Genomic DNA, 26,654 nt, shown 5'->3' with positions numbered 1-26,654 from the left:
CGACCGCCGAACCCGGCGACGTTACCGGGTCAGTCGGGGAGGTACCGAACGCTCAACACGCCGTCGTCGGGAGCGCGGCGCACTTCCACGCGGACCGCCTCGAGTCGCGCCGCTCGAGCGATCGTCTCTTCGTCCTCGAGAACGTCCTGTGCTGCGGTTTCGACTTCGTCTACGGGCACGCGGAAGACGTGAATCTCGCCGGTCCCGGCTCGTTCCTCCTGGAGCAGGTCGCCGACGTCGGCGTCGGCTGCCAGTTCCTTCGAGTGCTGAGTCGGCTCGAGGTCGCTGTCGACCAGTTCGATCGACCGTCTGTCGTCGATTTCGACGACCTGCCAGGTGACCTCGAGCGGCGGATCGGGTGCGACGGTGGCCTCGAGGACGTCGTGGACCTCGACACCGGGGTTCGATGCGAGGGTGTGTACCTGTGCGGTCTCGACGTCTCGGACGATGGCCGAGTCGGCTTCGGCGTGGGTGACGACGAACGTGCCCGTCTGTTCGGTCATGGGACGTGGTACGCGGAGGGCCGTTTTCGGGGTTTCGGCTTTCGGTCGCGTGCCGTGGGACACGAGGCGTTTCGGACACGCTCGGCCCAGCGCCAGACGCCTCGAGAGCACGCGGTTACGACGGTGCGGGCGGATGGCGCGCGGAATCGATCCAGAAATCCTCGATCGCTTGCGCTAACGTGTCGAACTCGTCGGGGGTGTCCGGCTTCGTGAGGTAGGCGTTTGCGGCCCGCTCGTAGCTTTTGACGATGTCGGCTTCCGTCTCCGAACTCGAGAGGACGAGGATCGGTGGCGGTGGATAGTCGAGTTCCTCGCCGAGTATCTCCAGTATTTTGAACCCATCAACCCGCGGCAAGTTCAAATCGAGCAGGATCAGATCGGGATCGACGCTCGAGGTGTCGGTCTCGCACACGTCGAAAAACGTGGTCGCCTCCTTGCCGTCGGTAACGGTGTGGAATTCGATCTCGCTATCGACCGATTTGAACGCCTCCTGGGTCAAACGAACGTCCCCGGGATTGTCTTCGACGAGTAGTATTTCAACCGGCTCGGTCGGCGTGTGACTGGTCATTGTATCAGTGGTTAGTACAGACAAGCGCGTAAGGCTAGCCCCTACACACATGGTGGTGTGTCGTGGTGACAATCGGCGGCCGTCGAGAGACGAATTGGACGGGCCGTCGATTTCCATCTCACAACGCCTTTCTCCCCGGGGGACGCCGTCTCGCGTATGAACGTCGATATCGGTAACGCACTCGCGTCCGTCGCGTCGCCCGGGCTCTCGAGGGACTCACTCGAGCGACTGGACGAGCAGGTCGCGGTGGCCCACGAGCGCATCGAACGCGGGATGGCGAACGAAGAACACGGCTACGAAGCGTTGAATCTGCCGGAACGAACGGACCCCGACGCGGTTCGATCGGCCGTCGAGCCCGTCGCCGACGCCGAGGCCCTGATCACGGTCGGCATCGGCGGCAGCGCACTCGGCGCGGCGACGATCACCGACGCGCTCGCCGACGAGAGCGACACCGAGGCAGTTTACCTCGACAACGTCGATCCCGAGTGGGTCTCGAGCCAACTCGAGCGACTGTCCCTCGAGGAGACCGCGATCAACGTGGTCTCGCGCTCGGGGACGACGGCGGAGACGCTAGCGAACTTCCTCGTCGTTCGCGAGGCCTTCGAGGAGGCGGGCGTCGACTGGACCGAGCGAACGATCGTGACGACCGGCGAGTCCAGCCCCCTTCGTGACCTCTCGGAGCGCCACGACCTGCCGTCGCTTTCGGTTCCCGACGGCGTCCCCGGGCGCTTTTCGGCCCTTTCGGCGGTCGGACTGGTCGCCGCCGAACTCTGTGGCCACGACATCGAGGCGCTGCTCGAGGGCGCGGCCGCCGAGCGCGAGACCCTTGCGGGCTCGCTGTTCGACTGTCCCGCCTACGCCTACGGAGCGACGGCCTACGCGCTGGACCAGCGCGGGGCCGGAATCAACGCGATGTTGCCCTACGCCGAATCGCTCGAGACCTTCGCCGAGTGGTTCGCCCAGCTGTGGGCCGAAAGTTTGGGCAAGGACGACCTCGGACAGACCCCGGCGCGCGCACTCGGCGTCACCGACCAACACTCCCAGCTCCAGCTCTACCGAGCAGGGCCCCGGGACAAACTCGTCACCTTCGTCTCGCCGGGCGAAACCGACGACCGACCGATTCCGACTACCGACGTCGAGGATCTCGCGTATCTCGGCGACGCGTCGCTCGGGAGCCTGCTCGAGGCGGAGTTCGAGGCGACCGAAGCCAGCCTCGCCGCGGCGGGCCGGCCGAACGTCCGTCTCGAACTCGAGCGCGTCGACGAGTACGAACTGGGCGGGCTGTTGTACGCAATGGAGGCGGCCTGCGTGCTCGCGGGCGAACTGTACGGCGTCAACACGTTCGAACAGCCCGCCGTGGAGTGGGCGAAGAAGGCGACGCGCGGGCTGCTCGGCGGCGGCGAGTTCGCGGAAGCCGAGGCCGTCGCCGAGAAGACGGAGCTTCGGGTCGAGCGATAGCGGATCGACGAGTTCGGGGATGGGGATCCACTCGAGCGCGACCGATTCGACCGCTCGGTTCCGGTTCGCCTATGACCCCGCACACGAACACCCACATATACAGATGAGCGACACCGCACGGGCCGCCGACGGTCGGGACGACGGCGACTCGTTCTCTTCTGCCGCCGTTCCGACCGTCGGTACCGTTCTCTCGGCCGTCACCGTCGCCGCACTGCTGGTTCCCGTTCGCCACGGGGCCGACGATCCCGGACTCTGGATCGGCGCGGCCGCCGCGCTCGTCGCGACCGGTGTCTTCCTCGGACGCCGCCACGACGTCCTCGAGCGCCGACTCGCCGGTCCGGTCGCCGCCGGCGCGAGTTTCCTCGTCGTCGTCCTCTCGGGATACGCGATCACCCAGGGCGTCCTGGGATCGGTCGTCGTGCCGGGTCTCGAGTGGTCGGTATCGCTGCTGTTCGTGGCGTTTTTCGTGGCGTCGGGCGGCGTCGGCGTCGGGATCGCCGATTACGCCGGCGTCTCGGGTCGCGGACTGAAACACCGACTCGCCCGTTCGACCGAGATGCTGCTGTTGGCCGGGATCGGGCTGTTTGCCATCTCGGTCGCGAGTCTCTTCGTCGCACTGCCGGTGTTTCTCGTCGCGGGCGAGCCGACCGACTTCCAGTGGACGATCATCGAATACGTGTCGTTCGCCGTCGGACTCGGCGCCGTTACGGCCGGATATCTGGCCCTTCGCGACCACGACGTATCGTTTATCGACCTCGAGCGGCCGACGCTTCGAACGGTCGGCTGGATCGTCGGCGGGCTGATCCTGATACTCGCGGCGAACCTCGGTGTGTCGGCGCTCATGACCGTTTTCGGCATCGAGGGCTCCGAACACACGACGACACAGCAAGCGGCCGAAAACCCCGATCTGTTGCTCGTCATCATTCCGGCGATGGTGTTGTTCGTCGGTCCGTTCGAGGAACTGCTGTACCGAAACGTCATTCAGAAAACACTGTACGGAACGTTCTCTCGGTACGGGGCGGTCGTCGTCGCGAGCGTCGTGTTCACGGCCGTTCACATCTCGGCGTACGCGACCGCGGGCGCGGATCAGATCCTCGCGAGCCTCTCGCTGCTGTTCGTGCTCTCGTTGATACTCGGAACGATCTACGAACGCACGGACAACCTGCTCGTCCCGGCGCTCGTCCACGGCTGTTACAATGCGGCGATATTTCTCACGTTACTCTGAAACCGCCCTACGGACTCGAGTACGTCTCCGAGCACAACGAGCGAAGAAACGAAGCGTGGAGCCGGACTACGACGGGTTCTTGCGCGCCAGTTCCGACCCGCAGATCGGACAGCGGTCCTTCTCTTCGTCGAACTCCCGGCCACAGCCCTGACACTGGTAGGTCCAGTGGCGCTGTTCGTCGATGCCCTCGCGGGCGATCACCTCGACGTCGACATTGAGTTTCTCCGCGACGTTTTGCATCGCGTAGTCGTCGGTAACGAGCGTCGCGTCGAGTTCGAAACTCGCTGCAACGAGGCGAACGTCGGTCTCGGAGAGCACCTCGAGGTCGCCGGATTCGCCGGCCGCGCGCTCGACCTTTTCGGTGGTATCCTCGTTCGGAATGTGGATGTGCATCCCCGAGCCTTCCATCGCGTCGTAGCGATAGGCGCTCTCGTCCTCGAGTTCCTCGCGGACGAGCGGGATCGTTGCAGTCTGTTCTGTTGTGTGGAAATCGTGGATAAACGCCGAGGAGTCGAGAACGTACATACCGTTAGCGCTGGACGACAATGTAATCTTTCACCGCTTGAACGCGATCGACTGAAACGAGAAACCGGCCGGCCTCGTCGACGTCGAAGTCGACCGTTCGGCGTGGAAGCTCCTCGTCGGGTTCGATGACGAGGTCGTGGAGTTTGCCCGATTTCAGGTCCATCGTGATGTTGTAGAGCAGTCCCAGTTCAGTTCCGTCCGATCCCATGACGGACTTCCCCGAGAGATTTTCAGCGAGTATATCGCTCATGCATCCCTGTACTTACTAATCGCTATTAAAAACCACGGGCTCTCCGGAACTGACAGTTGTTTTATTATATTCTGCCGCCGCACGGCTGTACTCGAGGGACGCAAGCGCGTCCCACGGTACCGGCGACGGCGGCCGTCGAACGCGGATGACGATGGGTTTAACTACCGTCCTGCGGACGCTTTAGATAAGACCTTCTCGGGTGGTTCACCATGTCGAATACGGATACGCGCGACCCCACATCTCTCAGAACACCGATCGTCGCCGTCCTCGGACACGTCGATCACGGCAAGACCAGTCTCCTCGATAAGATACGCGGCTCCGCGGTTATCGAGGGCGAAGCAGGAGCGATTACCCAGCACATCGGCGCGACGGCCGTTCCGCTGGATATCATCTCCTCGATCGCGGGTGATCTCGTCGACCCCGACGACTTCGACCTGCCCGGCCTCCTCTTTATCGACACGCCGGGCCATCACTCGTTTACGACGCTTCGCTCTCGCGGCGGCGCACTCGCCGATATCGCGATTCTCGTCGTCGACGTCAACGACGGGTTCCAGCCCCAGACCCTCGAGGCCCTCGATATCCTCAAACGATCTCAGACGCCGTTTATCGTCGCGGCGAACAAGATCGACACGGTTCCCGGCTGGAACGCAAACGAGGATTCGCCGATCAACGATACCTACGAGTCCCAGTCCGACCGCGTGCGCTCTCGACTCGACGAGAGCCTCTACGAGATCATCGGTAACCTTTCCGACGAGGAGTTCTCCGCCGACCTCTACTGGCGGGTCCAGAACTTCCAGCGCAACGTCGGCGTCGTCCCCGTCTCGGCGATGACCGGCGAGGGCGTTCCCGACCTCCTGACCGTGATGATGGGCCTCTCCCAGCGCTACATGAAAGAGGAAATGGAGATCGACGTCGCCGGCCCCGGCGTCGGCACCGTCCTCGAGGTCAAAGAGGAGAAAGGGTTCGGGAAGACGATCGACATCGTCCTCTACGACGGCACGATCAAGGCCGACGATACGATCGTCGTCGGCGGACAGAACGACCCGATCGTCACCGAAGTCCGCGCGCTGCTCCAGCCCCGTCCGCTCGCCGAGATTCGAACCGAGAGCCGGTTCGAGAAAGTGGACGAGGTATCGGCCGCCTCGGGGATCAAGATCGCGGCCCCCGAACTCGGTGACGCGATGGCCGGCGCGCCGGTCCGCGTCGTCCGCGACCGCCCGCTCGAGGACGTCATTCAGGAGGTTCGAGCGGAACTCGCCGACATCGCCGTCGACACCGCCGAAGAAGGGGTCGTCGTCAAGGCTGACACGCTCGGCAGTCTCGAGGCGATGGCGGACGCACTAGACGAGGCGGAGGTACCGATCGTCCGGGCGGAGGTCGGCGACGTCGCGCCGCGAGATATCTCGGTCGCCTCGACGGCCGAGGATCCGAAACAGCAGGCGATCCTCGGCTTCAACGTCGACGTGCTCAGCGACGCCAAACAGCGCGCCGAAATCGAGGACGTGACGCTGTTTACCGACGAAGTCATCTATCAGCTCATCGAGGAGTACGAGGACCACATCGAGGCGATCGAGCGCGAACAGCAGGACACCATCCTCGAAAACATCGTTCGACCCGCGCGATTCCGTATCCTGCCGGATCATACGTTCCGCCAGAACGATCCGGCGGTCGTCGGCGTCGAGGTGAATTCGGGAACGGTACAGAACAACGCGAACGTCGTCAAGTTCGAAGGGAACGAACCCGATCGCGTCGGACAGGTCAAAGGGATTCAGGAACAGGGCGAAGACGTCGACGAGGCCCGCGCGGGCAACCGCGTCTCGGTCGCCATCGACGGCCCTACCGTCGGCCGCCAAATCGAGGAGGACGACGAACTCTGGATCGAAATCCCCGAGAAACACGCGAAGATCCTGGAGCAGGAACTCGCGAGCGAGATTCCGGGCGACGAACTCGAGGCGCTGAACATGTACCTCGACAAGCAGCGCAGTCGGGACCCCTTCTGGGGCAAGTAAGGTCCACACCCGCCGCGAACGGCACGGATTCTCCCGCTGTCACCGGATAACGGATAGCGGTGTCGCCGGTCTATCGCGTAGACTGCAAATCAGTTCTTCTGAAATACTTCACGGGGAACCATCAGTGCCGACCGATAGCTGTGCGACCGTTCCACCGAACTGCCGCTATCCTTATCATATCGCCCCGCCTGTAACTCTCATTAACCGAGGAGTCTGGATTCTCGCCGCGTTGTACGTCGCTCTCGGGACCGCACTCGTCTACGGGGTGGCCATCGGCTCGAGGACGCTGCTCGTCACCGCCGGTACGGTGTTGGTCCTGCTGGCGCTCCCGCAGCGGTATCTCTGCGCTCGCAGCGAGGATCGTCGGTCGCAGTCGCCCGACCCGATCTCCCGCAATCGTACTTGAGGAGTTACTCCACTCGTTCGAGTCGCATCGCCGCCCCACCTTCGAGATTCGACAGCGGCGTGGCGTCCTCGAGTCGCGCGACGACGGTGACGGGCGCAGCGGCCCGCGGTGCTCCGTTTTGACTCGCGGGCGTCGGACCCCAGAACAGACACAGTTTGCTTCCGGCCGGCCAGTAGGCGATCGCGCCCTCGGGAACGACTTCGCGTGCGTTCTCGGGCGGAGCGTCCAGCGAGCAATCGAAATACAGTTCGTCGCCCCAGCGAACGGCGTCGCCGCCGACGGGGAGCGTCGCCTCGAGTGCCGCCCGCGTTTCGGGTGCATCGTCGCTCCAGGTCGCCTCGAAGTCGCGATCGCCGACGGTGACGCGAAGGTCAGTCATGCGTCGAGACACGTCGAAGCGTCACTTCAGTACTGCGAGCTATGTTCGACGCCGCGTTCGGTGTCGGAACGCGTGCGCTCGATCGCTTCGAGGACGGCTTCGGGATCGTCGATCGCCGACCGAGCACATCGAACGTCGAGCCAGCGGCGCTCGAGAATCAGTTCTTCGTCGGTCAGCCGAACGTCCTCGATGGCGTCCCACGGGATGAGCTTCTTCCGGAAGGTCTGGTCGAGGAGGACTCCGGCGCCGTGGACGGCGAGTTCGCGTTCGTACCCCTGATTCTCGACGTCGTACCAGCCGTAGGAGTCGCTCCGCAGGGTGATCAGTAGCAGTCCGCCGTAGAAGGACCACCAGAGCCCGTATCTCGAGCCCGTATAGAGACTCCAGAGTCCGCCGGCCAGCAGCAGTATCCCGCCACCGGCCGTCAGCCGGCGCCAGAACTCGGTGTCGAACGTGGTTCGCTGCCACGTCCACGTGACCGCCGGCTCGTCGTCGGTAATCGACACGATGTACCGGTTTTTGGTCATTCGAGCGACCCCGGCCGCGACCGCAGCGATCACGGCGGCGAAAACGACCGTGATGAATCCGAGTCGGGCCGAGTACTCGAGGGAGGACACTGCAGGGACGAGCAGTACCGACGCGATCAACGCCGCGGGAGCGTACCAGCCCAACCGGAGCCGGCGGCTTCGGCCGGTCCGTTCGGGCAGGCCGCGGAGCCGGTCGCCGAGGAGGAGGACGACGATCAGAACGGCCGTCACCGTTCCCGGGGTGGTTGCCAGGACCGCCTCGGTCGACACGCCGGCGAGGATCCCGCCGATCGAGGTGAACCCGGCGACGATGAGACCGAGATAGAAGCCGACTCCGGCTTTAAAGCCGATGTCGAGACTTCCGGTTCCGGGTTCGGGTTCGGGTTCGGAAGGGGACTGTGGCGTGTGTGCCATCTACCTTGCTCACGTGTTGTAGCTACGACACGAAATAAACCGGGGTTCTCACGTACGGCCGCTGATCGGCGGGGCGGCTGTGTCGGTCTCGAGTTCCCGATGGTGACTTGCGGTCAGCGCCGTTCATCGCGGAGTCGGGACGAGCGTCCGTCGGCCGCGCTCGAGATCCGTCGGGAGGTCAGCGATCGTGCAGAGACGCTACATCTGCTACAATAATCGCAAAAAGCCGTTCGATACCATAGACTCCTGACACGCTACCGTCCCACTACATTGCGCTTGCCCCTGTAAGGATTAACACGCTCGCTGTGGTGGCTGGCGGTATGCTCGTTCAACTCCACCAGTACAAACACGAGGAGGTCCAGTTCGATGACAACCGGACGACCGGGGAGTCACAGACCGAAGACTCGGTCAATCCGGATGCGGAGGACTACTTCGGCAAAGAGATGGACGAATTCGACATCGAAACGTGGGCCACCGTCGAGTACGATGGAGATCCGATTCAACGCCGATCGATCACGATCGACGGGGCCACCGCCGTCTCCGTCCCGCGGGAGTCGGCCGAAGAGAACGATCCGGATCTCCCCGGAGAGACGATTCAGATTCGCACGGCTGGCGGGAGCGAGTCGCTCGAGCAGGCCACGATCGTCGAAGTACAGGAGGGGTAGTCTCTGGAGCCGTCGTCGGACGGCCGGGCCCGTCTCGAGTGTGGTACCCGGTCCCGGAGCCGGGCCGGTCCCGAAATCGTTTTCAACCGTTCACGCGGACACTCGGTATGCCGACGGAATCGGACACTCATTATGACCCCTCTCTGGGGAACAAGTTCATCTTCGTCACCGGCGGCGTGATGTCGGGACTCGGCAAGGGGATTACGGCCGCGAGCACCGGCCGGCTCCTGAAAAACGCCGGGTTCGACGTCACCGCGGTGAAGATCGATCCGTACCTCAACGTCGACGCGGGGACGATGAATCCCTACCAGCACGGGGAAGTCTACGTCCTCGAGGACGGCGGGGAAGTCGACCTCGATCTGGGGAACTACGAACGGTTCCTCGATATCGACATGACTTCGGACCACAACATCACCACCGGGAAGACCTACCAGCACGTCATCGAGAAGGAACGTGCGGGCGACTATCTCGGGAAGACGGTCCAGATCATTCCCCACATCACCGACGACATCAAACGCCGGATTCGGGAGGCTGCCGAAGGCACCGACGTCTGTATCATCGAAGTCGGGGGCACCGTCGGCGACATCGAGGGGATGCCCTATCTCGAGGCGCTGCGCCAGTTCGCCCACGAGGAACCCGAGGAGAACGTCCTCTTTACCCACGTCACGCTCGTTCCGTACTCGAAAAACGGCGAACAGAAGACGAAACCGACCCAGCACAGCGTCAAGGAGGTCCGATCGATCGGACTCCAGCCCGACGTGATCGTCGGCCGCTGTGAGGACCGACTCGATCCCGAGACGAAAGAGAAGATCGCGCTGTTCTGTGACATTCCCACGGAGGCGGTGTTCTCCAACCCCGACGTCGATGACGTCTATCACGTCCCGTTGATGGTCGAAGCGGAAGGACTCGACCAGTACGTCCTCGAGCACTTCGGGCTGGCCGACGAGGCGCTCCCCGAAGGCGAACGGGCGAACGACTGGCGCGAGATCGTCACGACCGAGAAAGACGGCGCGGTTGATATCGCACTGGTCGGCAAGTACGATCTCGAGGACGCCTACATGTCGATCCACGAGTCGCTGAAACACGCCGGCTTCGAGGTCGGCGTCGACGTCAACGTCCACTGGGTGCCGGCCGACGAGATGGCCGACGGCCACGCCGGTCAACTCGAGGACGTCGACGGGGTCATCGTCCCCGGCGGCTTCGGGATGCGCGGCTCCGAGGGCAAGATCGAGGCGGTCCAGTACGCCCGCGAGAACGACGTGCCGTTCCTCGGACTCTGTCTCGGCTTCCAGATGGCCGTCGTCGAGTACGCCCGGAACGTCCTGGGTCTCGAGGACGCCCACTCGGCCGAGATGGTCGAGGATACGTCCCATCCGATTATCGATATCCTGCCCGAGCAGTACGAGGTCGAGGACATGGGCGGCACGATGCGACTCGGGGAGCACACGACCGTTATCGAGCCCGAGACGCTGGCGTACGAGCTCTACGACGATACGTCCTGTACGGAGCGCCACCGCCACCGCTACGAGGTCAACCCCGAATACTTCGAGGACTTCGAGGACGAACCGCTGGTCTTCTCCGGCACGGCCGGAAACCGAATGGAGATCCTCGAACTCGACGATCATCCGTACTTCCTCGGGACGCAGTTCCACCCCGAGTACACGTCCCGGCCCGGTCAGCCGAGCCCGCCGTTTTTGGGACTCGTCGAGGCCGTTCTCGAAGAGACGGCGACCGATGCTGACGACGCGGACAGCGAGTCCGTAGACACCGAAACCGAGGTTACCCACTGATGGTAGACACAGACACATTCGTTCCGGAAGCAGTTGCAGAGATCGGCGACGAAATCGGCGACGCAAACGCTGTCATCGCTCTCTCGGGCGGCGTCGACTCGAGTGTCGCCGCCGCGCTGGCTTACGAGGCCATCGGCGACCAGCTCACCCCGGTCTACGTCGATACCGGCCTGATGCGAAAAGGCGAGACCGACCAGATTCGCGAGACGTTCGACTACATGGAGTCGCTGCGGATCGTCGACGCGAAGGATCGCTTCCTCGAGGCTCTCTCGGGCGTCACCGACCCCGAAGCAAAGCGCAAGGTCATCGGCGAGCAGTTCATTCGCGAGTTCGAGCGTGAGGCCAAAGACACTGACGCGGACTACCTCGTCCAGGGGACGATCTACCCCGACCGCATCGAGAGCGAGGGCGGGATCAAGTCCCACCACAACGTCGGCGGACTGCCCGAGGTCGTCGACTTCGACGGCATCGTCGAACCCGTTCGCGACCTCTACAAGGACGAAGTGCGCGAGGTCGCTCGCCACCTCGGCCTCGACGAGATCGTCGCCGAGCGGATGCCGTTCCCCGGCCCCGGACTCGCCGTGCGCGTCATCGGCGAAGTGACCGAGGAGAAACTCGAGGTCGCGCGCCACTCGTGTCACGTCGTCGAGGAGGAACTCGAGGAGTACGAGCCGTGGCAAGCGCTTGCAGCCGTGATCGGCAAGGCGACCGGCGTGAAAGGTGACAACCGCGTTCACGGCTGGATTGTTTCCGTCCGTTCCGTGGACTCGCGCGACGGCATGACCGCTCGCGCACAGGAGATCGACTGGGAAACCCTCCAGCGGATTCAGTCCCGTATCACCGGTCAGAACGAGAACGTCGCTCGCGTCGTCTACGACGTGACCCACAAACCACCCGCGACAATCGAGTACGAATGAGCACAGATACGGCAATCGTCGCCGGGCCGGACGAAGACGGAATCGCCGCCGCCCTCGAGACGGAGGGCGTCGACGTGGTCCGCATCAACGGCGTCATCTCGCGGCCGACGCTCGAGGAGGCCGGCATCATCGACGCCGATCTGTACGTCCTGACCGACATCGGTCAGGCGACGACGGTTCCGATCGTCTGCGATCTAACCGACGACGTTCGCACGGTCGTCTACGCTCGAGACACGATTCCGGAGTTCATCAAGGGGCAACTCGACCTCGCGGTCGACCCGCAACTGATGGACGCCGCCATCGTCGCCGAAGAGCTAACCGCGTGAACGGTCCCGAGCGTTCGCAGGGATCACGGTAGCGCCGCCGGCTCGCTTTTGAACGATCGCTTCCGACGACTGATCAACACAAATTATTATTTCGAGCTAGGTCCCGTCAATGAACGCTCTCGAGCCGGTATTTGGCCGGGTAAACTCGTCTTGAATTCGGCGGAATCCGGCGTAAGACTCCAATACCGTCTCCCCCGTTCAAGTGGGTCCCGGCGCTACTGAGCAATGGAGGTCGACGGGCAGACCCCACCAAGGCATCCACTGCCTGCTCCCGTGACTTCCAGCAACCCCACCACAGCACCCTTCCCCCACCATTGCCACACCGTACCGTTTCCCCGGTACCGACACGGGTTCCGCTGCACCCGGTCCGTGTCCACCCTGCGGTTGGCACTCGAGGCGCGTCTTTTCGCGCCTCGGTGGATTCTCGATCCGTAGCTACTGTTCTCGGAGTCGCTTCAATACCGGTATCTCCTCGAGTCGTTCGTCCGAGAGGAGGTCCCAGTCGATTCCGGTCGGCTGTTCGCTCTCGTCCGGTCGAATCACCCGCTCGGGCGTGACGATCAGTTCCATCGAGACGTCGTGATCGCCGATCGAAACCGGGTCGTCGATCAGCTGTCGTTCGTGGACCGTCGTCGCGACGGTCGTCGTCTCGTCGACGAGGCCGAGTCCGCGGAGGATGGCGTACTCGAGGTCGCTGTAACCTTCGCCCTTGCCGATACGGCCGCCATCGTCGACCTCGCGGCTATCGCCGCTCGCCGATTTCGTGACTCGGGGAGCCACGCTGACGGCCACGCTTCCGGAGACGATCAGGTCGATTTCCTCGACCGCGTCCGGCCCGACCTGCTCGCCGTGCTCGGAAGAGCCCGAGACCGTCGTTGCGGCGTCGTAGTCCTCGAGAACGTCGGGATCGAGTTTCAGGAAACATCGTTCGTCGGCGAGTCGCGGAACGGCCATGTAGACGGTCTTCCCGTCCCGCAGAGCGCGCCGTCGAACCGGCAACTGCGGCGCGTCGGGGTTGGCCTTGATCGTCGACGCGCTTCGCCACTCGGGCTGGTCGGCCAACCGATCGGCGGCCTCGTCCGCCCCGGCGAAGTTCGGGATTCGGCCGTGGGGTGGGAACGGAAACCGGGCCTCGCCGCTCTCCTCGAGGTCGTTCCAGACGCGCTGGCGGATCGATTCCTTGTCGACGGCGGTCGCGCTCGGCTCGTCGGAGTGATCGGACCCGGTCATCTTACGATCCTTCCTCACGCTCGTCCTTGAGCTCCCCCTCAGCGTCGGTGGCGGACTCCTGGCCGTTGTCCGTCTCGTCGACCGCGGATTCATCGTCGCTCGAGGGATGGTCGCGCTCGTCTCGCTCGGCGCGAGCGATCCCGGCGAGATAGGCCGCCTCGGGGAGGATGAGCTTCTCGGTGCCGAGTCGCGCCGCGGCTTCGTCGCCGGGCAGACAGAAGAGCGGAACGCCGTCGGCCACGCCCGCGAGGGTTCGCGAGGCGACGGCGCGGCTGCCGACCGCCTCGTAAGCGAGCGTCGCAAACAGTTGGGGAAACGCCGTCAACTCCTTGTCGAGTAGCGGTTCGACGGCTTCGATGGTTACGTCGTCGGGTTCGACGCTGGTCGCGCCGCCGGTGATGATGACGTCGACGTCGTCGCGGTCGATCATCCGCGAGACGATCGACTGGACCCGATCGTGGTCGGTGTCGATGTGCTCTCGCGTCGCGATCTCGAAGCCGTCGTTTTCGAGGGCTTCGGTGATTGCATTGCCGGCAGCGTCGGCCTCGAGCGATCGATCCGCGGCGATCGTGATAACGGCGGTGCCGAGCGTCCGTTCGTCGGGATCGGACGATGTTACCGTTTCGTCCCCACCGTCTTCGGTCGCTCCTTCGTCTTCTCCCCTCTCCGTTTTCGCGTCTCCACCACCCTCCGTTTCCACGTCTCCACGCTCGTCCGTCTCGTCCATAGCGTATCGTTCGAGAGCCGGCGAGTAAAACACTGGTCACTGCGCTGTTCGTGCGGAAACTTCGATGAGGTGTGGCATACGGGCTGCCGTACCGATCCGCCGGTGGCAACCGCAGGCTGTCGATGAGTCCAGCGATACTGACGTACGGGGGACCGTATGTGATAACCTCGGTGTTCGTTCCGAGACCGATCGGTTCTGCGAGCCCAACTGTTATGCACGGAGTTTCCGTTGCGTTGCGTGTATGCAGGCAGTCAAAATCACCGAACACGGCGACACTGACGTCATCGAGTACGGCGAGTATCCCGACCCGGAGGTCGGTCGCGAGGAGGTACTGGTCGACGTGAAGGCGGCGGCGCTCAACCACCTCGACATCTGGACGCGCCGCGGAATGCCCGGGCTGGACCTCGAGATGCCCCACATTCCGGGCAGCGACGGAGCCGGTATCGTCGAGGAAGTCGGCGAGGGAGTCACCCGCTTCGAGGAAGGAGACCGCGTCGCACTTTCGGCCGGCGTCGGCGATCTGCGGATGGACGACCCGACGCTCGATCCGCGGTACCACATCATCGGCGAGCACGTCACGGGGATCCACTCCGAGTACGCCGCGATCCCCGAAGACAACCTGATTCCCGTCCCCGAGGCCGTCGACTGGGCGGTCGCCGGCTCGAGCTGTCTCGTCTTTCAGACGGCCTGGCGGATGCTGATCGAACGGGCCGACCTCGAGGCCGGCGAGTCGGTGCTGGTCCTCGGTGCCAGCGGCGGAGTCGGTCACGCCGCCCTCCAGATCGCCGACTACGCGGGTGCGGAGGTGTACGCGACCGGGAGTACGGCGGAGAAACTCGAGTACGCCGAAGCACACGGCGCGGACCACGTCTGTAACTACGAGGAGGAGAACTTCGCGGACTGGGTGCAGTCCGAGACCGGCGGCCGCGGCGTCGACGTCGTCGTCGAACACGTCGGCGCGCCCACGTGGCAGGACTCGCTCAAGAGCCTCACCAAGGGCGGGCGACTCGTCACCTGCGGCGGGACCGGCGGCGGCGCGCCCGAGACGGACATCCCGCGCATCTTCTGGAACCAGCTTCAGATCATCGGCTCGACGATGGCGACGCCGGAGCAGGTCGACGACGTGATGGAACTCGTCTGGGACGGTACCTTCGAGCCCGCGATCCGCGAGGAGCTCCCGATGAGCGAGACGCCGCGAGCCCACGAGATCATCGAGAACCGAGAAGGGTTTGGAAAGGTGGTCGTTCGACCGGACAGCGAACTGTAGAGCGACTGACGCGGCGTTGCGGAGATTCCGCGCTCGAGCGGCGAGTGCTCCAGCCGCGAGCGAACGGCCGCCTCGCGAACCAAGCTCCTCGCCGGTTTTCATCGACGCGTTTGCGCCGGGTGGTGAGCGACCACGCGAGCGAACCCGAGGCTGAAAACGTTCCGTATGAAACCGTGAGGGCTTTCACCACGGACTCGAAACCCTCGATTGTGAGCTCCAGCGACGACGGCGGCGGCTACGTCCACGATCCTTCGGCGTTCGACGAGGACGGGGAGCAAGCGGAGTCGACGGACGACAACTGGCTCGACCGGCCGGCCCATCCCGAAACGACCGACCGGGAGTTCGACTGGCGAGGCTGGGTCGTCGTCGGCATGATCGTCCTCGCGTTTATCGTCGCTCCGGTCGCGATTGTGCTCTGGCCGCCGGGCGTCGGCTACCGCTTTGCGCTGTTGATCCTGCCGTTGTTCCCGGCCTTTTTCCTCGCCGTGACGGCAGTCTGGGCGACGACGCGTCCCTGACCAATAACGACGTGAAAAGCCGATTCGGCGGGTGTGCTTACTGTGTCGGTTCCGACTCGAGACAGTCCTCGAGTCGGTTGACGACGTTCGATCCGTGGATGACGTCGCGGTCGGGACTCTCCTCACAGTCGACGTAGGAAGTCATCGCGTCGGAGAGTCGTCGCGCCTGGGAGCCGGTGAGTACTGTCGTGCCGTCGCCGTCCTCGACTGCATCGAATAGATCGAGCGCCCACGTCGGCGGGGTCTCGTCGTTCTCGAGGGCCTCGTCGACGATGCTCGCGAGGTGGGCGTGGACGGCCCATTGTTCGTCTCTGGAGAGCGTGACTTCGTGCGTCTCGGTTTCCGGTTGTGGGGAGGTCATTTCGTCACACGGACCGATTACGTTGGTCCTCGGGCAACGATACGAAGGGGTCTGACATAAGCCTTGTTGGTTGTTATCATATGTCGTAATTGGACCGGAGGAGGGATGGCCCGGGACTCGGGTCCGACCTCGAAACGCGTGGCTGACGGTGTTCAGTCACAACTGCGGGGATTCCGCGTGTGGTGTCCGCGGTTTCCCGGCCGGAAGTTGGCTACTCGTCTCGAACGTCCCGACGCATCGCGATTTCGAACCACGGGCAGAGTCGAAGCTGCCGGTACCACTCCGGATTCGAGTGCAGTCGCTCGTAGGGCACCCACATCAGCCCGGCCACCTCCTCCTCGTTCGGCTCGAGGCTGCGGTCGGACAGCGTCACCTTCAGTACGGCACAGACTTCGTGTTCGACGCCCGCGTTCTCGAAGTAGCGTTTGTACTCGAAGCGGTCGGTCAGTCGCAGGTCGTCGTACTGGTCGGGCGAGATGCCCAGCTCCTCCTCGAGTCGGACCCGCGTCGCTTCCTCCTGACTCTGGCCTTCGACGGGGTGGGACGCGACGGTGCCGTCCCAGTGGGTGCCCCAGAGACGCTTGTCGGGCGCTCGCTGGGCGAGCAGAATGTTCCCCTCGCCGTCGAAGACGAGCGAAGTGAACGCCCGGTGGCGAATGCCCTCACCCGTGTGGGCCTCGAGTCGGTTGACCAACTCGAGTTCGGCGTCGTCCTCGTCGACGGCGATCACGTCCTGTCCGGCGTTCTCGTGGGGAAGTTCGTCCTGTGGCGTCGTCATACCCGCACAATTGGAGTGACTCTTGAAACCAGTATCGTCTTCCGGCGGGGCTACCCGTCGAAGGGCCAGACATCTCCCGCTCCGTCGGGGTTCGGTTGATCGGTTTCGCCAGCGGAGGTGAGCGCGCGGGTCTCCCGCTCGCCGTTCGATCGAGTCCTGCGCCGAGGATACCGTAGCGACTCGGGTCGATTGATAAAGACGAAAGCACTCGTTCACGTTTGCAGGAATATGTTCGCCGTCGACCTGCACGCGCACACGCGATTCTTCCACGGTCGCCGTCGACTCGGCGATCGGTTCGACCCGTTCGGATTCAGACTGCTCGCCCGCGCCCTCGACCAACGCGGTCTCGACGGCGTCGCGACGACGAACCACGACTACTGTACGGCGTTCTCGTCGCCGCGCGTTACCGCGATCCCCGGCATCGAGGTCTCGACGACCCACGGTCACGTCCTCGTGATCGGCCCGGATCCGCCGACCGAAACGGTCCCGCTCGAGTACACGCCGAGCGAAGTCGTCGAGTTGGCACACGAACGCGGCTGTGCGGCGATCATCGCCCACCCCTACCGGGGAAGCGAACTCGCGGCCGAGCGGTTCGCAGACGTCCCCTTCGATGCGGTCGAGATCAACGGCAAACACCCGCGGACGCGTCCGCTCGTCGAATCCCTCGCCGCGGAGCGCGATCTACCGATCGTCGCCGGGAGCGACTCCCACTTCCCGTTCGAGGGGGGACGAGCGTACACGCGGATCGACGCCGACGCGCTCACGCCGTCGTCGGTCGTCGATGCGATTCGGGACGGACGCGTCGAACCCCGCGTCGCGACCGGCCCGCTCGACGAGCAACTCCGTCGAGGGTATCGGCGGGTTCACGAACGAAAATACCCCGACGACATTCTGGCCCAGTCGCCGGCCGACCTGACGCGTCTCGCTGAGATGCGAGACAGTGCTGGCTCCGCTGAATAACGGAACCGGGTTTCGGTACCTGAGATGGAGTTCCGGATCAGATCCGGTAGCCAAACCGTCCTGCGGCTGTCCCGGCAACCCGGTATCGTAGCCTGTGTGCGTCCACTCCGGAGGTCGAATCGACACTGGGATTACGATCAAATGGCCTGACTTTTCCGAGTCAGCGCGGCTTCGGCTCATTTTACCCTTTTGTCTGCAGGCGAAAGCCGCTCTCGTGGCCGAGAACAGGGCTCACTCCGGCCAAATAATTACGGGGGCGATACACCACTCAGCCCACCAACATATGGGTGTAGGCTAAAATAACTTAACCGCCGTCGACCGGTGAGACGAAGCAGACAACAGATGGCCCAGCAAGTTACAGAGGGGACACACTCGAACCACAGCGAACCGACCGCCGGCACCGTCCAACGGCTGACGGATTCACAAACGGGCCTGACGGCGAACGTTATCGACACCATTCAGGGGATGGACAGGGACCGGTGGAACGACGTCGTCGAACGATCCGAACAGGGGACCGTCTTCCACCGGTACGAGTGGCTCGAGGCGATCGAAAACGCGCTCGACTACCCGGCCAGACATCTCGTCGTCGAGAAGGACACCAATCCTATCGGTCTGTTTCCGAACTTCGTCGCCGACATTCCAAAGACGCCGTTCCAGCGATTGACGTCGATCTATCCGGGTTTCGGCGGTCCGCTACTGACGACGGATGTGTCCGATTCGCTTTCGCTCATCGTCGATGCGATTCCGGAACTGTGTGACAACCGAACGATCGTTCACGAGATCCGGGCCTGTAACACGAACTTTCTCCGCTACAACGACTTCCTCGAGTCCGAAGGATACGACTCCAGTCGTGTCGGGGGGCGGTTCGTGCTGAATCTCGCCAGAGGGTACGACGCGGTCTTCGACGGGATGACGAGCTCTAAACGCCGGGCGATTCGACGAGGCCGCGAAACCGACCACGAAATCGTCGAAGCGGAACTCTCGCAGACGAACCTGGTCCGCTTTCACGAGAAGTACAAACAGCACATGGAGAGCGTCGGCGGGAAAGTCTACCCGCTCGAGTTCTTCGAGGAGCTGTCGGCGATGGAGGACCGAATCCTGCTCTTACAGCTATACGTCGAGGGCGAGTACGCCGGCGGCTTCTTCGAGTTGCTCAACGACGAACAGGATACGGTCCACGGGTTCTTCGCCGGCGTTCCCGCCGAATACTTCGAGTACCACGCGTCGGAACGGCTCTACGACTACGTGTTCCAGTGGGCGATCGAGAACGGATACGACACTTACGACTTCGGCGGCGGCGGCGCGGACTTCGAGGACGGCGCGTTCCAGTTCAAAGAGGAGTTCGGCGGCGAACTGATCCCGAACATCTACTGGGAGCGCGGCACCGGACCGACCTGGAAGGTGGTCGAGACCGGCCGATCGTTGTACAACCGGTACAACCGATAGATCGATAGCTGGCCTCGAGGGGTCACGGTCGGCTCGCACGGGTGGACTCGTCAATCGATACTCGAGCGTCGTCGCTCACCGAGTTGCCGAACTGTCGAGTCGCTGACCACCAACCGATTACCCGAGCTCTTCGTCGAGAATCAGCCGCGTCTTCGTGCTCACGACCTCTTCTTGATCGCGGGCTTTCGTGATGAGATCGTTCACTCCGCGCGTGTCCGCGGCGTCGACGACGAGCACGATGTCCTGTTCGCCCGAGACCATCCAGACGAAGTCGACTTCTTCCCACTCGGCGATCCGTTCCGAGACCGCTTTGGTGTCGACGTCGACCGCGACGCCGATCTCGAGCATCGCCTTGACGTTGCCCGTCCGGGTCGAAATCGTAAAGCGTTCGATGACGTCGTCGTCCATCATCCGCTCGACACGGTTGCGGACGGTTCCCTCGCTCGTTCCGACCTCGTCGGCGATCTCGGTGTACGGTGTCCGGGCGTCTCGCCGGAGGATATCGAGAATCTGTCGGTCCAGGTCGTCCATGGAGATGCGTGACTATGCGGAACGGGCACTTACCGATTACGAATTTCGTAACTCAGCTTCGAAGACAACACTTATGCCGGTCGCTCCAATACGTAGATCGTAATGACACCAGCCTACGTTGCACTGGAGGGTGGCCACGTGATCGAGGGACGTGGTCGTGCTCCGGGAACGGCCCGTGGCGAACTCGTGTTTACCACGGCCTACACTGGCTACGAGGAAAGTCTCACTGACCCATCCTACGAGGAGCAAATTCTGACCTTCTCGTACCCGCTAATCGGCAACTACGGCGTCCGGGAGGAGCGGTTCGAGTCCGATCGCGTCCACCCGCGTGCGGTGCTGGCAAAGGAACTCACCGAAGACGTCACCGAATGGCTCGCGAGCGAGGGCGTCCCGGCGGTCGACCACCTCGACACCCGAGAGGTCGTCACCGACATCCGCGACGGCGGCGCCATGAAGTGTGGCATCGCCGTCGGCGAGGACGTCACCGAGGACGACGCCCTCGAGCAACTCGAGGCCTGCAAGGCGATGAGCGACCACACCGAGATCGGCGCGCAGGTCAGCGTCGACGAACCGGTCGTCCACGGCGCGGACAACGACGGCGACACCGTCGCCCTGATCGACTGCGGTGCAAAGGGGTCGATCGTCGACTCGCTGCTCGCCCGTAACGCAACGGTCCACGTCCTCCCACACGACGCGAGCGCCCACGATGTCGAGGCCGTCTCCCCCGACATCCTGTTCATCTCGAACGGTCCCGGCGATCCCGCGAACTACGAGCAGGCGATCAACCTCGTCGATACCTTCGTCGAGGACACGCCCGTCGCCGGCATCTGTCTCGGGCAGCAGATCGTCGCCGAAGCACTCGGCGGCACCACCGAGAAGATGACCTTCGGCCACCGCGGCGTCAACCAGCCCGTCCTCGATCTCGAGTCCGGGCAGGTCGTCATGACCACCCAGAACCACGGCTACACCGTCGCCGATCCGGGCGACCACCTCGAGGTCACCCAGATCAACGTCAACGACGACACGCCGGAAGGAATCGACGGCATCGAGTACGACGTCATCACCCGTCAGTACCACCCCGAAGCCAACCCCGGCCCGGAGGACACCCTCGACTTCTTCGACGACGTCCTCGCGATGGCCGAGACGCGAAGCCAGCGAGCCGTTCCCGCCGACGACTGAGACGGATTGCTGTAACTATGTACCGCCGATCATCAGGGACGGGGGCGGTGATCGGCGGTAATTGACTACAGTAAACCGTGTGAGACGGGCTGCCATATCGATATCCTGATTTTGATGTTTTTCGCGTCTCCGATGTCTCCGGTGTCTCAACGAACCCACGGGACGGGTTGGGACCGCCGCTGACGTGCACCCCCTGCGTGTAGCACTATCGATGCTCGTTTTGTCGTTCGGCTCTACCGACACGTCTTCGATATTCTCGAGTTGGTGAGCACCGTCACTATCCGTTCGCTGTAACCGAGACGATGCCGTTCAATCGGTGAACCGATACACCACCGTCACGGTCGCGCTGACGCTGACGGGATCGGCGTCGATTTCGGTCGGCGGTGCGGCGTCGTCCGCGTCCGTCGTCTCCGCGGCGACGTCGTACCGCGTTGCCCGTACTCGAACGTCGTCGGTCGTGACCGCTACGGTCTCGACGAGTTCGCCGCCGCGGTTGTCGGCGACGTGTGCCGCCTCCGCATCGGCGTTTGCAAGCGCCTCGTCGATCGCAGCCCGGCGGCGTTCGTCCCGCGTTTCGTCCTGCAGCGTGAAGTTTACCCGGCCGATGTCGTCGGCACCCGCCGCGACCGACGCGTCGATCACTTCGCCGACGCGATCGGTCGTCTCGAGGGTGAGATCAAACGAGTGGGCCCCTTCGAATCCGTCGCTTTCCCGACCACGTGCCGGATGTACCCGATACTGGCCTTCCTCGACGTTCTCCTCGGGAATCCCGAGCTCGTCGAACGTTTCGCGGAGCTGTTGGGCTCCCTCCGCCAGCTCGTCGGTAACCGCCTCGGCGCTCTCTCCCGACGCGGTGACACCGACGCTGACGACCGCCCTATCCGGCTCCGCTTCGACGCCGCCACTCGCGCTGACGGTGATCTCTCGCCCGTTCGTCTCCGTTTCGGAACCAGTTTCCGCCTCGGTGCTACCGAGGACATCGGTCGTACAGCCTGCCGTCGCCGCCGCGACGCCGACGCCCGACGCCGCGAGGAACTGTCGTCGATCCATACTGGGCGATCACCCGGCGGCGAGAAATAGTCCCGCCTAGCTCAAACGCTGATTTGACCGTCTCCAGGAGACAGTCAGCCGCTCTCGAGCCCATCGAACGCGTAATCGGGGCGGTTCGTCACCAGCGAGTCGGGTTCCGCCTCGAGAGGCTGAGAAACGCCGAAACCAGATGTAATGCGTAGTGGCTGCACGCCGACTCGGAACCACACGCCGGCGCGCCGGTCGCCAGTCCCAACCTCACGACTCGCTGAAACGCGAATCCGGGTTTTCGCGATTCGAGACGGCACGCAAACGGTTATGGATTGCACGATTGTACTCGGAACTGATAGATGTCTGGGGATCGATTACTCGTTCCGGTGGCGAACCCGGAGACCGCCGACCGACTGCTCGACACCGCGATCGACGTCGCTCGCGATCGCGACCTCGAGATTCTCGTCCTTCACGTCGTTGGCGTCCCGATGCAACTCTCGCTCGAGCAGGCGCGTCGGTCGATGGACGTCGAGGAGGGTGAGTCGGTCGTGGAGTACGCCGTCGACCGGACACGCCAGCGAGATGTCTCGGTGACCGGCCGGGTCCGTTTCGGCCGCGACGTTGCCGGAAGCGTCCTGAGCGTTGCCGAACAGGAGGACGTCGAGACGATTCTGCTCGGCTGGCGAGGCCGTCCGCGCCGCCGCGACGTCATTCTCGGGAGCTACATCGACGAGGTGCTGGCGAACGCGCCGTGTGACGTGCTGGTCAAACGGATCGACCGCGAGGGCGGTGACGTTTCGTCGGTACTGGTCCCCGTCGCTGGCGGCCCCCACACCGAGTACGCCGCCGAAATTGCCGGCTCCCTCGCTCGCGGGCAGGGCGCCAGCGTCGAACTCGTTACCGTCGTTTCGCCGGACGCCGACGAAGAAGCCGTCGCCGACGGCCGGTCGCTGTTGACCCGCACGTCTCCCGCTCTGGGCGCAGTGGAGTCGGTCGGTGAAACAGTCCTTCGGGGTGACGATGTGGTCGAGACGATCGTCGACCGCTCGCGGGACCACGACGTGACGATCATCGGTGCCGCGGAGAACGGACTCCTTCGACGGGTGCTGGTCGGTTCGGTTCCGCAGGCGGTGGGCCGCGAGGCCGACGGTGCCGTCGTCATGGCCAAGCGCCATCAGGGACTGCCGAAGGCGCTGTGGCGACGACTTCGCGACCGGCTGTGACTTCTCCCCCGACTAAAGTCGTGGGATTTCTCCTCGAATTTCTGTAATGTCACGTCTCCCGCGCGCTCTGATACGTTTGCTGTAGGTGGGTACCGGTGGTACCACAGGCCGTCGACGGGTACGCCGATAACTCGGTACAGCTGTCCGTATCAGTCGTGTCTGAACGACCGCTGGCCCGTAAACGCCATCGCAATCCCGTGTTCGTCCGCGGCTTCGATCACGTCGTCGTCGTTAACCGAGCCGCCGGGCTGGACGACCGCCTCGATGCCCGCTTCGGCCGCCTCCTCGATACCGTCCGGGAACGGGAAGAACGCGTCCGAGGCCATCACGGCTCCCTCGGCGTCTTTGCCTTCCGCGTGCTCGTCGGCTTTCATCGCTGCGAGACGAACCGCGTCGACGCGGGAGACCTGCCCCATCCCGACGCCGACCGTCTCGGTCCCCTTCGTGAAGAGGATCCCGTTCGATTTGACGTGTTTGAGCGTCTGCCAGGCGAACACCATCGACTCGAGTTCCTCGTCGCTCGGCTCGCGTTCGGTGACGACCTCGAGGTCGTCGACCGAAATCGACTGGAGATCACGTTCCTGGACCAATCGGCCGCCGACGAGCGGTTTTTCGGTAAACCGCTCGCTGCGCTCGCCGAGCTCTCCAACGTCGAGGACTCGCAGATTGTCCTTCTCGAAGAGCACCTCGAGGGCGTCCTCGGTGTACCCCGGCGCGACGACGACTTCCTTGAACGAGTCGACAATCCCCTCGGCGGTCGCGGCGTCACACTCCCGGTTGAGCGCGACGATGCCGCCGAAGGCGCTCATCGGATCGGTCGAGAGCGCCTTCTCGTAGGCCTCGGCAAGCGAGTCGGCGGTCGCACAGCCCGCGGGGTTCGTGTGTTTGATCACCGCGGCGGCGGGTTCGTCGAACTCCTTGATGAGATTGAGCGCGCCGTCGGCGTCGTTGTAGTTGTTGTAGGACAACGCCTTCGCGCCCTCGTTGAGCTGATCGGCGTGGACGACGCTGGCCTCGTTGGTGGTGTAATCGGCGTAGACCGCGGCGTCCTGATGCGGGTTTTCGCCGTAGCGGAGGGTATCGGCTCGGTCGTCGGAAACGATCCGGCGAGCCGGTAGTCCGTCGTGATCGTCGCCGCCGGCGGTCGCCACGTCTGCGTCGACCGAGACCTCGCCCGACTCGAGATCGACGTCGATGTTCCCCTCGGCGAACCACTTCACGGCCCGCGGGTACGCGCGGAACTCGCCCTCGTAGAGCACGCGCTCTTTGAGCGTCTCCTCGTCGTCGCCCTGATAGACCGGAATCGGCTCCTGGGTGACGATCGGGCCGCCGTCGACGTTCTCGTCGACGACTTCGCCCTCGTCGTCGGTCGCGTCCGTGACGACGTGGACCGTACAGCCCGTGACCGAGACGTCGGCCTCGAGCGCGTCGCCCCAGGCGTCTATCCCGGGGAACGACGGCAGCAGGGAGGGGTGGACGTTCAGCGTCGTCGGGGTCTCGGAGAGGAAGGTATCCGAGAGGATGCGCATGTAGCCGTCCAGACAGACCAGTTCGAAGTCGTACTCCGAGAGGGCCTCGAGTACCGCTCGCTCGTGCTCGCTGCGGCTCATCCCGTCCTCGAGCGGGACGACTTCGGTCGGAATCTCGCGCTCGGCGGCGGACTCGAGTACCGGCGCGTCCTCGTCGGTGGTGAGGACGACGGCGAGTTCGGCCCCGCCCGGCGCGCGGTCGGCGATGTTCAACAGGTTGCGCCCTCGGTTGCCGGCCATCCCGGCGATTCGGGTCATGGTCGAACTCCCGCCCGCGAAGGGCAAAGTGGTTGCGGTCTCGACCACCGGAATATGCATGTTCGTGTATCATAACGTCGGTATGGTCGGTGTCCCTCAGCGAGATATGCACACTCGTGGCCTGGGAGGGGCCGGGTTTCGATACCCTTTTGGACCGTGCTGGAAAGAGTCGCACAATGACCGACACCGACGCCCTGTACGCCGTCTCGCCGCTGGACGGCCGCTACGGAAGCCGGACCGCACCGCTGTCGCCGTACGCGAGCGAAGCCGCGCTCATGCGCGCTCGCGTCCGCGCCGAGGTCGAGTATCTCATCGCGCTCGCCGACTGCGAGGCGACGTCGCTGGAACTCGACCTTGAAGAGCGCCAACAGCTCCGCGGACTGTACGAGCACTTCGCCGAGGAGGACGCGCGGCTGATCAAGAAACTCGAGACGGAGGGCCACGCCGGCTTCGACGCGACGAATCACGACGTCAAGGCCGTCGAGTACTTCGTCCGCCACAACCTGCCGGCGGACAGCGACGCCTCGGCCTGGATCCACTTCGGGTTGACCAGCGAGGACGTCAACAACCTCGCTCACCGGCTGCTCGTCCGCGACGCCGTCGACGAGGTGCTCTTGCCGGAACTGTACGACGTCCGCGAGACGCTGGCCGACATGGCCCGCGAGTACCGAGACCTTCCGATGCTGGCCCGCACCCACGGCCAGCCCGCGACGCCGACGACGTTCGGCAAGGAGATGGCCGTCTACGCGGCCCGTCTGGGCCGCACGACGGGACGCGTTCGACGGGCGACCGACGGTCTTCGGGGGAAACTCGGCGGTGCGTCCGGGACCTACGCCGCCCACCACGCGGCCTACCCCGACGTCGATTGGTCGGCCTTCGCGGCGGAGTTCGTGACCGGACTCGGTCTCGAGTTCGAACCGCTCACGACGCAGGTCAACCCCTGTGATGACCTCGCGAGCGTCTTCGACGCCTTCCGCGGCGCGAACGACGTCCTGCTCGACCTCGATCTGGACATGTGGCTCTACGTCTCCGATCGCTACCTCGGACAGGAGGCTGTCGAGGGCGAAACGGGCTCCTCGACGATGCCCCACAAGGTCAACCCGATCGACTTCGAGAACAGCGAAGGGAACCTCTCGAAGGCCAACTCCGATCTGGCCTTCCTCGCGGACTACATCACCACCTCGCGGCTCCAGCGGGACCTCTCCGACTCGACCGTCAAGCGAAACATCGGCGCCGCCTTCGCCCACTGTCTGATCGGCTACGGGAAAACGGCCGCCGGCCTCTCGAAGGTCGTTCCCACCGAACAGGTCATGCGCGAGGACCTCGAGTCGACCCCCGAGATCATCGGCGAGGCCGTCCAGACGATCCTCCGCCGCGAGGGCCAAGAAGACGCCTACGAGCGGGTCAAAGCGGTGACCCGCGGAAAGGACGTCACGCTCGAGGACTTCAGAGAGATGTTCGACGATCTCGAGGTCGACGAGGACGTTCGCGAGGAACTGCACGCACTGACGCCCGCGGGCTACATCGGCGTCGCGAGCGAGTTGGTCGACGACCTCGAGTGACTTCTCCCACGACTGAAGTCCTGTCTCTTACCCACAAATCCTATCGCCGTAGTTCGTGGAGACAGAGACCAAGATGCAGAGCGGTTCACAAAGTCGGTGGACA

At 64.0% G+C, this 26,654-nt stretch carries 28 protein-coding genes; 15 read left to right on the top strand and 13 right to left on the bottom strand.

Going from position 1 to position 26,654, the window contains the following annotated elements; translation table 11 throughout:
* Positions 1-29: 29 nt before the first annotated feature.
* Both GS429_RS15740 and GS429_RS15735 read right to left on the bottom strand, forming a co-directional pair.
* Complete coding sequence (locus tag GS429_RS15740; RefSeq protein ID WP_160066300.1) at positions 30-503, bottom strand: DUF5812 family protein; 474 nt, start codon at positions 501-503, stop codon at positions 30-32.
* 115 nt (positions 504-618) lie between these two features.
* Positions 619-1,071: a response regulator gene (locus tag GS429_RS15735; protein ID WP_160066299.1), complete on the bottom strand. Its 453-nt coding sequence runs from the start codon at positions 1,069-1,071 to the stop codon at positions 619-621.
* A gap of 156 nt (positions 1,072-1,227) precedes the next feature.
* Here GS429_RS15735 and GS429_RS15730 point away from each other — a divergent pair, with 156 nt between their 5' ends.
* Entirely contained in the window at positions 1,228-2,529 is a 1,302-nt protein-coding gene (locus GS429_RS15730) for a glucose-6-phosphate isomerase (RefSeq protein WP_160066298.1), read from the top strand.
* A 103-nt stretch (positions 2,530-2,632) separates the two neighbouring features.
* A complete protein-coding gene (locus GS429_RS15725; protein ID WP_160066297.1) occupies positions 2,633-3,754 on the top strand; it encodes a CPBP family intramembrane glutamic endopeptidase in 1,122 nt (373 codons plus the stop codon).
* A 66-nt stretch (positions 3,755-3,820) separates the two neighbouring features.
* Here GS429_RS15725 and GS429_RS15720 read toward each other — a convergent pair whose 3' ends face one another.
* Positions 3,821-4,279: an NOB1 family endonuclease gene (locus tag GS429_RS15720; protein ID WP_160066296.1), complete on the bottom strand. Its 459-nt coding sequence runs from the start codon at positions 4,277-4,279 to the stop codon at positions 3,821-3,823.
* A gap of 4 nt (positions 4,280-4,283) precedes the next feature.
* A complete protein-coding gene (locus GS429_RS15715; protein ID WP_160066295.1) occupies positions 4,284-4,529 on the bottom strand; it encodes a PRC-barrel domain-containing protein in 246 nt (81 codons plus the stop codon).
* Between the two features lie 209 nt (positions 4,530-4,738).
* Between GS429_RS15715 and infB the strand changes: the two genes are divergently transcribed.
* Entirely contained in the window at positions 4,739-6,538 is a 1,800-nt protein-coding gene (gene infB / locus GS429_RS15710) for a translation initiation factor IF-2 (protein WP_160066294.1), read from the top strand.
* A 229-nt stretch (positions 6,539-6,767) separates the two neighbouring features.
* The gene (locus tag GS429_RS21950; RefSeq protein ID WP_201294036.1) at positions 6,768-6,944 is read left to right on the top strand and encodes a hypothetical protein; all 177 of its coding nucleotides are present in this window, start codon (positions 6,768-6,770) and stop codon (positions 6,942-6,944) included.
* Positions 6,945-6,948: 4 nt separating this feature from the next.
* On the opposite strand, the gene GS429_RS15705 is transcribed toward GS429_RS21950, so the two are convergent.
* Together GS429_RS15705 and GS429_RS15700 are read right to left on the bottom strand one after the other, a co-directional pair.
* Positions 6,949-7,323, bottom strand: a complete 375-nt coding sequence (locus GS429_RS15705) for a cyclophilin-like family protein (protein WP_160066293.1) — start codon at positions 7,321-7,323, stop codon at positions 6,949-6,951.
* 26 nt (positions 7,324-7,349) lie between these two features.
* Positions 7,350-8,264, bottom strand: a complete 915-nt coding sequence (locus GS429_RS15700) for a PH domain-containing protein (RefSeq protein WP_160066292.1) — start codon at positions 8,262-8,264, stop codon at positions 7,350-7,352.
* 320 nt (positions 8,265-8,584) lie between these two features.
* Between GS429_RS15700 and GS429_RS15695 the strand changes: the two genes are divergently transcribed.
* The 4 genes from GS429_RS15695 (at position 8,585) to GS429_RS15680 (ending at position 11,962) form a co-directional block, all read left to right on the top strand.
* On the top strand, positions 8,585-8,929 hold the full coding sequence (locus GS429_RS15695) for a pepsin/retropepsin-like aspartic protease family protein (RefSeq protein ID WP_160066291.1): 345 nt from the start codon (positions 8,585-8,587) through the stop codon (positions 8,927-8,929).
* Positions 8,930-9,036: 107 nt separating this feature from the next.
* Positions 9,037-10,719 (top strand): glutamine hydrolyzing CTP synthase, encoded by a 1,683-nt coding sequence (gene pyrG / locus GS429_RS15690; RefSeq protein ID WP_160066290.1) that lies wholly within the window; start codon positions 9,037-9,039, stop codon positions 10,717-10,719.
* Positions 10,719-11,636 carry a glutamine-hydrolyzing GMP synthase gene (guaA, locus tag GS429_RS15685; RefSeq protein WP_160066289.1) on the top strand — a complete coding sequence of 306 codons (918 nt, stop codon included), beginning with the start codon at positions 10,719-10,721 and terminating at the stop codon, positions 11,634-11,636. The genes pyrG and guaA overlap by 1 nt, the downstream gene beginning before the upstream one ends.
* Positions 11,633-11,962 carry a DUF7126 family protein gene (locus GS429_RS15680; RefSeq protein WP_160066288.1) on the top strand — a complete coding sequence of 110 codons (330 nt, stop codon included), beginning with the start codon at positions 11,633-11,635 and terminating at the stop codon, positions 11,960-11,962. The genes guaA and GS429_RS15680 overlap by 4 nt, the downstream gene beginning before the upstream one ends.
* Before the next feature lie 435 nt (positions 11,963-12,397).
* Here the strand turns inward: GS429_RS15680 and GS429_RS15675 are convergent, their stop codons facing one another.
* The gene (locus GS429_RS15675) at positions 12,398-13,192 is read right to left on the bottom strand and encodes a 5-formyltetrahydrofolate cyclo-ligase (protein ID WP_160066287.1); all 795 of its coding nucleotides are present in this window, start codon (positions 13,190-13,192) and stop codon (positions 12,398-12,400) included.
* Between the two features lies 1 nt (position 13,193).
* Positions 13,194-13,919, bottom strand: coding sequence for a MogA/MoaB family molybdenum cofactor biosynthesis protein (locus tag GS429_RS15670; protein WP_160066286.1), 726 nt, complete (start codon positions 13,917-13,919; stop codon positions 13,194-13,196).
* A 241-nt stretch (positions 13,920-14,160) separates the two neighbouring features.
* Between GS429_RS15670 and GS429_RS15665 the strand changes: the two genes are divergently transcribed.
* On the top strand, positions 14,161-15,186 hold the full coding sequence (locus tag GS429_RS15665) for a zinc-binding dehydrogenase (RefSeq protein WP_160066285.1): 1,026 nt from the start codon (positions 14,161-14,163) through the stop codon (positions 15,184-15,186).
* Positions 15,187-15,395: 209 nt separating this feature from the next.
* The gene (locus tag GS429_RS15660; RefSeq protein WP_328821431.1) at positions 15,396-15,704 is read left to right on the top strand and encodes a DUF7977 family protein; all 309 of its coding nucleotides are present in this window, start codon (positions 15,396-15,398) and stop codon (positions 15,702-15,704) included.
* Positions 15,705-15,741: 37 nt separating this feature from the next.
* On the opposite strand, the gene GS429_RS15655 is transcribed toward GS429_RS15660, so the two are convergent.
* Together GS429_RS15655 and GS429_RS15650 are read right to left on the bottom strand one after the other, a co-directional pair.
* A complete protein-coding gene (locus GS429_RS15655; RefSeq protein WP_160066284.1) occupies positions 15,742-16,065 on the bottom strand; it encodes a DUF7853 family protein in 324 nt (107 codons plus the stop codon).
* Between the two features lie 211 nt (positions 16,066-16,276).
* On the bottom strand, positions 16,277-16,843 hold the full coding sequence (locus tag GS429_RS15650) for an NUDIX hydrolase (RefSeq protein ID WP_160066283.1): 567 nt from the start codon (positions 16,841-16,843) through the stop codon (positions 16,277-16,279).
* 228 nt (positions 16,844-17,071) lie between these two features.
* Here GS429_RS15650 and GS429_RS15645 point away from each other — a divergent pair, with 228 nt between their 5' ends.
* Together GS429_RS15645 and GS429_RS15640 are read left to right on the top strand one after the other, a co-directional pair.
* On the top strand, positions 17,072-17,803 hold the full coding sequence (locus GS429_RS15645; RefSeq protein ID WP_160066282.1) for a PHP-associated domain-containing protein: 732 nt from the start codon (positions 17,072-17,074) through the stop codon (positions 17,801-17,803).
* Positions 17,804-18,145: 342 nt separating this feature from the next.
* Positions 18,146-19,249, top strand: a complete 1,104-nt coding sequence (locus GS429_RS15640) for a GNAT family N-acetyltransferase (RefSeq protein WP_160066281.1) — start codon at positions 18,146-18,148, stop codon at positions 19,247-19,249.
* A gap of 117 nt (positions 19,250-19,366) precedes the next feature.
* Here GS429_RS15640 and GS429_RS15635 read toward each other — a convergent pair whose 3' ends face one another.
* Positions 19,367-19,780 (bottom strand): Lrp/AsnC family transcriptional regulator, encoded by a 414-nt coding sequence (locus tag GS429_RS15635; protein WP_160066280.1) that lies wholly within the window; start codon positions 19,778-19,780, stop codon positions 19,367-19,369.
* A gap of 102 nt (positions 19,781-19,882) precedes the next feature.
* Here GS429_RS15635 and carA point away from each other — a divergent pair, with 102 nt between their 5' ends.
* Positions 19,883-20,959, top strand: a complete 1,077-nt coding sequence (gene carA / locus GS429_RS15630) for a glutamine-hydrolyzing carbamoyl-phosphate synthase small subunit (RefSeq protein WP_160066279.1) — start codon at positions 19,883-19,885, stop codon at positions 20,957-20,959.
* Between the two features lie 309 nt (positions 20,960-21,268).
* On the opposite strand, the gene GS429_RS15625 is transcribed toward carA, so the two are convergent.
* Positions 21,269-22,009 carry an SIMPL domain-containing protein gene (locus GS429_RS15625; RefSeq protein WP_160066278.1) on the bottom strand — a complete coding sequence of 247 codons (741 nt, stop codon included), beginning with the start codon at positions 22,007-22,009 and terminating at the stop codon, positions 21,269-21,271.
* 329 nt (positions 22,010-22,338) lie between these two features.
* Between GS429_RS15625 and GS429_RS15620 the strand changes: the two genes are divergently transcribed.
* Positions 22,339-23,202 carry a universal stress protein gene (locus GS429_RS15620; RefSeq protein WP_160066277.1) on the top strand — a complete coding sequence of 288 codons (864 nt, stop codon included), beginning with the start codon at positions 22,339-22,341 and terminating at the stop codon, positions 23,200-23,202.
* A gap of 149 nt (positions 23,203-23,351) precedes the next feature.
* On the opposite strand, the gene purH is transcribed toward GS429_RS15620, so the two are convergent.
* Entirely contained in the window at positions 23,352-24,989 is a 1,638-nt protein-coding gene (purH, locus tag GS429_RS15615; RefSeq protein WP_160066276.1) for a bifunctional phosphoribosylaminoimidazolecarboxamide formyltransferase/IMP cyclohydrolase, read from the bottom strand.
* A 176-nt stretch (positions 24,990-25,165) separates the two neighbouring features.
* On the opposite strand from purH, the gene purB reads away from it, so the two are divergent.
* Positions 25,166-26,551, top strand: a complete 1,386-nt coding sequence (gene purB, locus GS429_RS15610) for an adenylosuccinate lyase (RefSeq protein ID WP_160066275.1) — start codon at positions 25,166-25,168, stop codon at positions 26,549-26,551.
* The last annotated feature ends 103 nt before the right edge of the window (positions 26,552-26,654 follow it).

The organism is Natronorubrum halalkaliphilum (genome assembly GCF_009834785.1).
Lineage (GTDB): Archaea > Halobacteriota > Halobacteria > Halobacteriales > Natrialbaceae > Natronorubrum > Natronorubrum halalkaliphilum.
The sequence above is the reverse complement of the archived record's forward strand: the minus strand, read 5'-3'. Positions and strand labels throughout refer to the sequence as shown.